This is a genomic window from Megasphaera sp. SW808 (assembly GCF_012027795.1).
Lineage (GTDB): Bacteria > Bacillota > Negativicutes > Veillonellales > Megasphaeraceae > Megasphaera > Megasphaera stantonii.
The window spans coordinates 1-1,252 of the sequence record NZ_SJOT01000055.1 but is presented as its reverse complement, the minus strand read 5'-3'; the positions used below and the strand labels follow the sequence as shown (position 1 = coordinate 1,252).

Genomic DNA, 1,252 nt, shown 5'->3' with positions numbered 1-1,252 from the left:
CCCCCAAATGTTAGACCAAAAATCTAACGATTGGAGGTCAGTTTTTTTATGGCGAAACACAGTTATGAATTTAAGAAGCAACTGGTATCAGAATACTTGGACAATCAGGGAAGCTACGCTTCCATTTCACAAAAACATGGCATGTCGAGCAGTTGCCAGTTAAAAACGTGGGTTGCTACCTACAAAAAATTGGGGGATAATGGGTTAAAACGATCTCGATCTCGGAAAGAATACTCTTTCGAAGAAAAGCTTTCTGTGGTAGAGTCTTACTTAACAAGCGAACTCTCGTATCAGGAACTGGCTCTTCAAATGGGAATCAACAATCCGTCAATGCTTGCCAGATGGGTAAATGACTTTAAAATAGCTGGGCCGGATGCGTTAAGACCGCATAGGAAAGGCAGGAAGAAGACATTGAGTACCTCGCAATCAAGAGAAACAGAAGCACAAGTTCAGCATACGGAGGTTGACACCCGCGCAGAGCACGTCAAGGAATTAGAGGATGAACTTCTCAAGCTCCGTATAGAGAATGCAGTTTTAAAAGAACTGAGGAGACTGCGGTTAGAGGACGAAGCAAAACGGAGAGGGTTGCGAACGTCATCTTCAGTCTCCGAGGACAATTCAAACTAAAAGATCTCCTCTCCTACACCGGCATGGCAAAGTCAACCTACATGTACTGGCAAAAACGCGTTGGCCGCGAAAATCCGGACAAAGAATTAGAAGATGCCATACAGGAACTTTGCAAACAGCATACCACCTATGGCTATCGGCGAATCACGGGTGAGCTTACCAATCAGGGATGGTGCGTGAATAAGAAGAAGGTGCAGCGCATCATGCAAAAGCTAAGCCTTCAGGTCACTTGTTTTACGCGAAAGAGCCGCAGATACAGCTCTTACAAAGGCAAGGTGGGAACCATCGCTCCCAATCGGATACGCCGTCGCTTCCACACGACGGTTCCCCATCAGAAAATCACAACAGATACGACAGAATTTAAATACTATGAAGTGGATGCCCAGGGGCATCTGACGCAGCATAAGCTGTATCTGGATCCCTTTATGGATATGTTCAATGGAGAAATCATCAGCTATAGAATAGGGAACCGTCCTTCGGCCGAAAATATATTAGAAGCACAGGCGGAAGCGATCCGCATCACGGCGGATTGCCCGTACCGCAGAACCTTCCATTCCGATCAGGGTTGGGCGTACCAAATGAAAGCGTACGTCCGTAAGCTCAAGCAAGAGCGGATTTTTCAAAG

The 1,252-nt window shown here is 46.2% G+C and carries 2 protein-coding genes; both read left to right on the top strand.

Annotated elements, in window-relative coordinates; genetic code table 11:
• Positions 1-48 precede the first annotated feature (48 nt).
• Complete coding sequence (locus tag E0L13_RS11665; protein ID WP_168062582.1) at positions 49-627, top strand: helix-turn-helix domain-containing protein; 579 nt, start codon at positions 49-51, stop codon at positions 625-627.
• Positions 597-1,252 (top strand): IS3 family transposase (locus E0L13_RS11660; RefSeq protein WP_168062584.1); only part of this gene is annotated, 656 nt, incomplete at its 3' end. The genes E0L13_RS11665 and E0L13_RS11660, both read left to right, overlap by 31 nt.